This is a genomic window from Oleiagrimonas sp. (assembly GCF_027858935.1).
GTDB lineage: Bacteria > Pseudomonadota > Gammaproteobacteria > Xanthomonadales > Rhodanobacteraceae > Oleiagrimonas.
The window spans coordinates 1-6217 of the sequence record NZ_JAQIBU010000225.1; the positions used below are offsets into that span (position 1 = coordinate 1).

The following is a 6217-nucleotide window of genomic DNA, read 5'->3' on the forward strand; positions in this document are numbered from 1 at the left end:
TACTACATCAGCGAATTGCCCAGCCGGCTGCAGTGGAGCGACGTAGGCTGGGTGACCACCATTGCGTTCGTGATGTCGCTGCTGGCCACGCTTTACCCGGCCTGGCGAGCATCCAAGACCCAACCCGCGCAGGCCTTGCGATATGAGTGAGCCAAAATCCGACGCGAGCAAGGCAACCGGAAACGCCATCGTGGTGGCCGCGCGGCATGTCGCCAAGATCTTCCAGGAGGGCAAGCTGCGGGCCGAGGTGCTGGAGGATGTCAATTTCGAGGTGCGGCGCGGCGAGACCGTGGCGATCGTCGGGACCTCCGGCGCAGGCAAGAGCACGTTGCTGCACATTGTAGGAGGCCTGGATACCCTGACCTCCGGCGAGGTCGAGATCGAAGGCCGGAAGATGTCGAGCCTTTCCGACACCGAACGCGGGAACCTGCGCAACCGCTCGCTGGGTTTCATCTACCAGTTCCATCACCTGCTGCCCGAATTCACTGCGCTGGAAAATGTATGCATGCCGTTGCTGATTCGCGGCACCCGGATTTTGCAGGCCCGCGAACAGGCGGCCTACCTGCTGGACCGGGTCGGCCTGTCGCAGCGCATCGAACACAAGCCCGGTGAACTGTCCGGCGGCGAACGTCAACGCTGTGCGGTGGCGCGTGCATTGGTCACCCGGCCGGCGTGCATCCTCGGTGATGAGCCGACCGGCAACCTTGACGAGCACAACGCCGCCCAGGTCTATGACCTGATGCTGGAGCTCAATCGCGAGATCGGCACCAGTTTCGTGCTGGTCACCCACGACCGTCGTCTGGCCATGCGCATGGACCGGGTGATGGAGCTGTCCGGCGGGCGGCTGCATCCGATGGCCGAACAGGGCGCCTGAAGAGAGTCTCGAGCCGCCGTCATGACCGGTTGCCAGGAGCGGCAGCCGGAGAAGCGTCCAGGGAGGACTGATGCATGCCCCAAGGCGAGCGCTGAGCACATCCGGTTGGCTGCGCCTGTCATTGCCGGCCAGCCTGGCGTTGCTGCTGGGAGCGGCTGCGGTGCAAGTGCTGCCGGCCTTGCCTCCGGTTCCGGTCCTGGCCGGATTGGCTGCCGCAGCCCTGCTGGCAGCCTGGCGTTGGCCGCATGTGCGTAGACTTGCTGTTGTCCTGCTGGCCTTCGTCTGGTGCGCATACCGTGCCGGCGTGGTGCTGCACCAGCGCCTGCCCCGCGCCCTGGAGCATGCCGATTTCGACGTGACCGGCGTGATCGAAGGCCTGCCACGGGCGCGCGCTGCTGCCACGCAGTTTGTGCTGCGCGTGCAGCATGTCGATCATCAAGGAAAGCCCGTCGATCTGCATGGCCGCATTCGACTGACCTGGTACCGCCCCCCGCACATCGCGGCAAGGCCCTGTTCCCAATGGCGTCTACGCGTCAGGCTGCACCGCCCACGCGGCGTCATGGATCCGGGCGCCTATGACAGTGAACGCCATGCGCTGGTGGCCCGTGTGTCTGCGGTGGGCTATGTGCGCAAGCAAGGGCCGAATCATCGTCTCGGTGCTCGAAACCTTTGCGTTGCGGGGTTGCGAGACCGCATTGCTCATGCCATTGCGCACGCGGTCGGAACGCTGCCGGGTGGCCCTTTGCTTCGTGCACTGGCGGTTGGCGACAAACGTGCACTGACAGCCGCCGACTGGCGCCTTGCCCGTGCCACCGGTGTTTCGCATCTGCTGGCGATCTCGGGGTTTCACATTGGCGTGGCAGCCCTGCTCGGTGCAGGGCTGGCCAGTGCGATGTGGTGGCTTTGGCCAGGGTTGGGACGACGCCTGCCACGACGCGTCGGGCAGGCGATCATGGCCCTGGTCCTTGCCTCCGGTTATGCCTTGCTTGCGGGGCTGGGACTGCCTACGTTGCGTGCCTTGCTGATGATCGTTGTGCTGGCACTGGCACGCATCAGCCGGCGTCACGTGCATCCGGGGAGGGCGCTGTCGCTGGCCCTGACGGCGATTGTTCTGGTCGATCCGCTTTCGGTGTTGTCGCCGGGGTTCTGGTTGTCCTTCACGGCGGTGGGACTGCTGGTGTTTATGGTCGAGGCCCCCCGGGGCAAAGGCTGGAGGGCTCGATTGAAAGGGGGCGGGCAGGCACAGTTGCTGATGACCGTGGCCCTGCTTCCCCTGACTGCATGGTTTTTTGGCCAGGGTGCGCCCTGGGGATTGCTCGCCAATTTCGTCGCCATCCCGGTGGTCAGCCTGATTGTGGTGCCGATGACCTTGCTTGGCGTGATCTGCCTGCCGCTTTCGCCGTTCGCGGCGGAGGTTGTCTGGCGGATGGCAGCCAGGGTCATGGGGTTGTTGTGGAAGGGGCTGGGGATGGTCGCGCAATGGCCGGGCGCGCATTGGTATCTGCAGGCGGTTTCATGGCCGGCGCTGATTCTGGCCTTTCTGGGAGCGCTGTGGCTTTTCCTGCCGCGCGGGCTGCCCGGCCGCTGGCTGGGCCTGTTGCTCTGGCTGCCGGTGTTGTGGCCGATGAGCACGGCACCTCGCGATGGTGCTTTTCGGGCCACAGTGCTGGACGTGGGGCAGGGGCTGGCCGTGACAGTGCGTACTCGCCACCACCTGCTGGTGTATGACACCGGCGCGCGTTTTCCCTCGGGGTTCAACTTCGGCGATGCCGTGGTGCTTCCTTCCATACGCAGCCGGGGGCAGGGCCCCGTGAACATGCTCATGATCAGCCACGGCGACAACGATCATGCCGGTGGCGCCCGGGCCGTGGCTTCCGCCTATCCCGGGGCCCGACGTTTGAGCGGCGAGCCGCGGCGCATGCCGGTGCCGATGCCTGCATGCCACGTCGGACAGTCCTGGACCTGGGATGGCGTGCACATGCGCGTCCTCCATCCACAGAAAGGCGCCCGGGGACTGCTTCACCGCAACGACCGTTCCTGTGTCCTGATGGTACAGGGAACCGGCGGCCGGCTGCTGCTTACGGGAGACATCACGCATCGCGTGGAGCCCGCGGTCGCCGCTGCGGTAGGACATGGATCGCCGTTGGTCATCACGGTTCCGCACCATGGAAGCAATACGTCTTCGTCGCAGGCATTCATCCGCGCGCTGCATCCCGTGCTGGCCATCGTTTCGGCGGGTTGGCACAATCGATTCGGACATCCGCGCAAACCGGTTCTTCTGCGCTATGCCCGTGCTGGCGTGCCGGTTCTCAATACCGCGGTTGAAGGGGCGCTGGTGGTGGATTTCCGCGCACACGAGCCGCCGAAAGTCACGGCGCGATGGAGACGAGACGCCCGCAGATACTGGCGCGAATGAGTACCGGTTCGCGGGTCTGGAAACGCTTCACAGGTCCGGACGCCGTCACTGGTATCATGCGCGGTCACTGACCCAAGGTTCGGAGAACGAACTCGTGCTCGAGATTGTAATAGCCGGTGGCTGGGGCATGCTGCCCATACTTGTCTGTTCAGCGATCGCGCTGGCGATCACCATGGAACGCTTCTGGTCCCTGCGTCGCGATAGCGTGATGCCGCCGGGACTGGGGGACGAGGTGCGCAAGTGGGCGCAGTCGCGCACCCTCGATGCGCGACACCTGAAGACCCTTTCGGAAAACTCCCCGCTGGGCGAACTGCTGGCCGCGGCTCTGGCCGTACGCAACCAGTCGCGCGCCATCATCAAGGAGCGTCTGGAAGATGCCGGCCGTCATGTCGTGCACCGCATGGAGCGGTTCCTCAACTCGCTGGGCACAATCGCACTGATCGGCCCGCTGCTGGGTCTGCTGGGGACCGTGATCGGGTTGATCCGGATGTTCCTGGCGGTCATGGCCAGTGGCGTTGGGGATCCCATGAAGATGGCCGGCGGTATCGGCGAAGCGCTGATCTGCACTGCATCGGGCCTGATCGTGGCGATACCGGCCTATGTGCTGCATCGCTACTTCCGTGGCCGGGTGAACGGCTATTGCGTGGAGATGGAGCGCCAGGCCGCTGCATTGCTCGATACACTGACCACGACCTCTGCGCGACCGCCCGTTTCCCCGCGACCGCCCGTGGCCAGTCCGCCGGCGGCGCCCATGTCCGCGCGCGCTCCGCGCTGAGGAGGACGCGTGCGCATTGCCAACGACCGTCGACAGGATGAGTTCGAGATCAGCGTGGTACCGCTGATCGACGTTCTGCTGACATTGCTCATGTTCTTTGTGCTGACCACGACCTTCGTACGCCATTCACGCATGCAGGTGACGTTGCCCAAGGCCAGCCCATCCCCGACCGTCAACCAGGCACAATCGCTGGTGGTGGTGATCGACCGTCAGGGGCGGTTTTACATTGGCAACACCCAGGTGGCCGGTGCCGGCGTCGACGCGCTCAAGCAGGCTATTGCCGCAGCAGCCGGCGACAAGCGTGACCAGGCGGTCACCTTGCGCGCTGATGCGATGACCCCACATCAGTCTGTTGTCACCGCGATGGATGCGCTGGGCCAGCTCGGCTTTACACGCCTGTCCATCGCCACGACTCCGGATCAGGGCACCAATCAACCTTGAATACCCAGACCGCCAAGCCTGCCTCGGCCACCAGTTGGGAAACCTACAAGCGCCTGCTTGGCTACACGCGCAGGCACTGGTTCGTTGGTGCGCTTGCCATCATCGGCATGGCGGTGGATTCAGGCTCGCTGACATTGTTCACCAGCCTCATCAAGCCGATGCTGGACAAGCTGTTCACGAACAGGGACCCGTTCACAATCTTCTGGATGCCGATCTGGATCGTGGGCATTTTCACCATGCGCGGCATCGGTGCGTTCATGGAGAACTACGGCACCTCGGTCATCGGCCTGAATATAGTGCAACAGATACGCATGGACATCTTCGATGCCTACCTGCGCATGACATCAACGTTCTTCGGCAGCGAATCCTCCGGCCACCAGATCGCGCGCATCACCTACACCTCTGAGCAGGTGTCCAATGCCTGCACGCAGGCCGTCAAGGTTGCCGTCACCGACGGCTTGATGGTGATCGGCATGGTCGGACTGATGCTGTACACCAGCGCCTACCTTACGCTTGCGCTGTTCGTGCTGGTGCCGGTGGTGTCGCTGGTCGTGACCGTCATCAGCCGTCGTTACCGCCGTATCAGCCGACGGGTGCAGAACATCATGGGTGCGGTGACCGGCAGTGTGGACGAGGTCGTCAATGGCCAGCGCGAGGTGAAGATCTACGGCGGACAGACCCGGGAACGCAACCGCTTCGAGGACGTGACCCAGACTGCGCGCCGACTCAATCTAAAGGTGGCCATCACCAGCTCCCTCTCTTCGGCGACCGTACAGACTGTGGCTGCCATGTCGCTGGCGCTCATTGTTTTCATGGCGACGCAGCCAGCAGTGATCGGCACGCTTACAGCGGGCTCGTTCACCACCCTGATCCTCGCCATGGGCGCGATCCTGCCCTCACTGAAACGCCTGACCGGCGTGCAAGCGGCCATCCAGCGGGGCGTGGCTGCGGCCGAGGAGCTTTTCGCTGTCATGGACACTCCGCCCGAGAACGACAGTGGCGTGCTGGAGCTGGATCGCTGTCAGGGCAACCTTGTCCTGCGCGACCTGCACATGAGCTATCCCGGTGCGCGGATTCCGGCACTGCGCGGCATCAGCCTGGAGTGCAAACCGGGGACCGTAACCGCGCTTGTCGGTCGTTCCGGCAGCGGCAAGAGCACGTTGGTCAGCCTCTTGCCCCGATTCTATGAGCCCAGCAGCGGACATATCGAACTGGATGGGCATGTCCTGAGCGACTACACGTTGCACTCGTTGCGGCGACAAATGGCCTGGGTCGGACAGAGTGTGGTGCTGTTCAACGATACGGTGGCCAACAACATCGCTTATGGCGAACTGGCCGGGGTCGACGAGGACGAGATCGTTGCCGCGGCCGAGGCTGCCAATGCCATGGAGTTCATCCGCGATCTTTCTGGCGGCCTGCATGCGCAGATCGGCCAGGGTGGCAACATGTTGTCGGGCGGTCAGCGTCAGCGCATCGCGATCGCCAGGGCAGTGCTCAAGAATGCACCGATTCTGGTGCTGGACGAGGCGACTTCGGCGCTCGATACCGAGTCCGAACGACTGATCCAGCAGGCCCTGTCCCGGCTGATGCGCGACCGCACCACGCTGGTCATCGCGCATCGCCTTTCCACTGTCGAGCATGCCGACCAGATCGCGGTGCTGGACCAGGGGCGCATCGTGGAGCTGGGCACGCATAAGCAGTTGCTTCAAAA

General features: G+C 64.1%; 5 protein-coding genes and 1 pseudogene. All 6 read left to right on the forward strand.

Annotation, left to right across the window (positions count from 1 at the left end):
* Positions 1-150 (forward strand): annotated as a pseudogene (locus PF446_RS08375) (lipoprotein-releasing system transmembrane subunit LolC); the annotation flags it as partial.
* On the forward strand, positions 143-874 hold the full coding sequence (gene lolD / locus PF446_RS08380) for a lipoprotein-releasing ABC transporter ATP-binding protein LolD (protein WP_298070981.1): 732 nt from the start codon (positions 143-145) through the stop codon (positions 872-874). The pseudogene PF446_RS08375 and the gene lolD, both read left to right, overlap by 8 nt.
* Before the next feature lie 70 nt (positions 875-944).
* Complete coding sequence (locus tag PF446_RS08385; RefSeq protein ID WP_298070982.1) at positions 945-3290, forward strand: DNA internalization-related competence protein ComEC/Rec2; 2346 nt, start codon at positions 945-947, stop codon at positions 3288-3290.
* Positions 3291-3384: 94 nt separating this feature from the next.
* Positions 3385-4065: a MotA/TolQ/ExbB proton channel family protein gene (locus tag PF446_RS08390; RefSeq protein WP_298070983.1), complete on the forward strand. Its 681-nt coding sequence runs from the start codon at positions 3385-3387 to the stop codon at positions 4063-4065.
* Positions 4066-4074: 9 nt separating this feature from the next.
* Positions 4075-4506, forward strand: coding sequence for a biopolymer transporter ExbD (locus PF446_RS08395; RefSeq protein WP_298070984.1), 432 nt, complete (start codon positions 4075-4077; stop codon positions 4504-4506).
* On the forward strand, positions 4503-6217 hold a 1715-nt coding region (gene msbA / locus PF446_RS08400), incomplete at its 3' end, for a lipid A export permease/ATP-binding protein MsbA (protein WP_298070985.1). The genes PF446_RS08395 and msbA, both read left to right, overlap by 4 nt.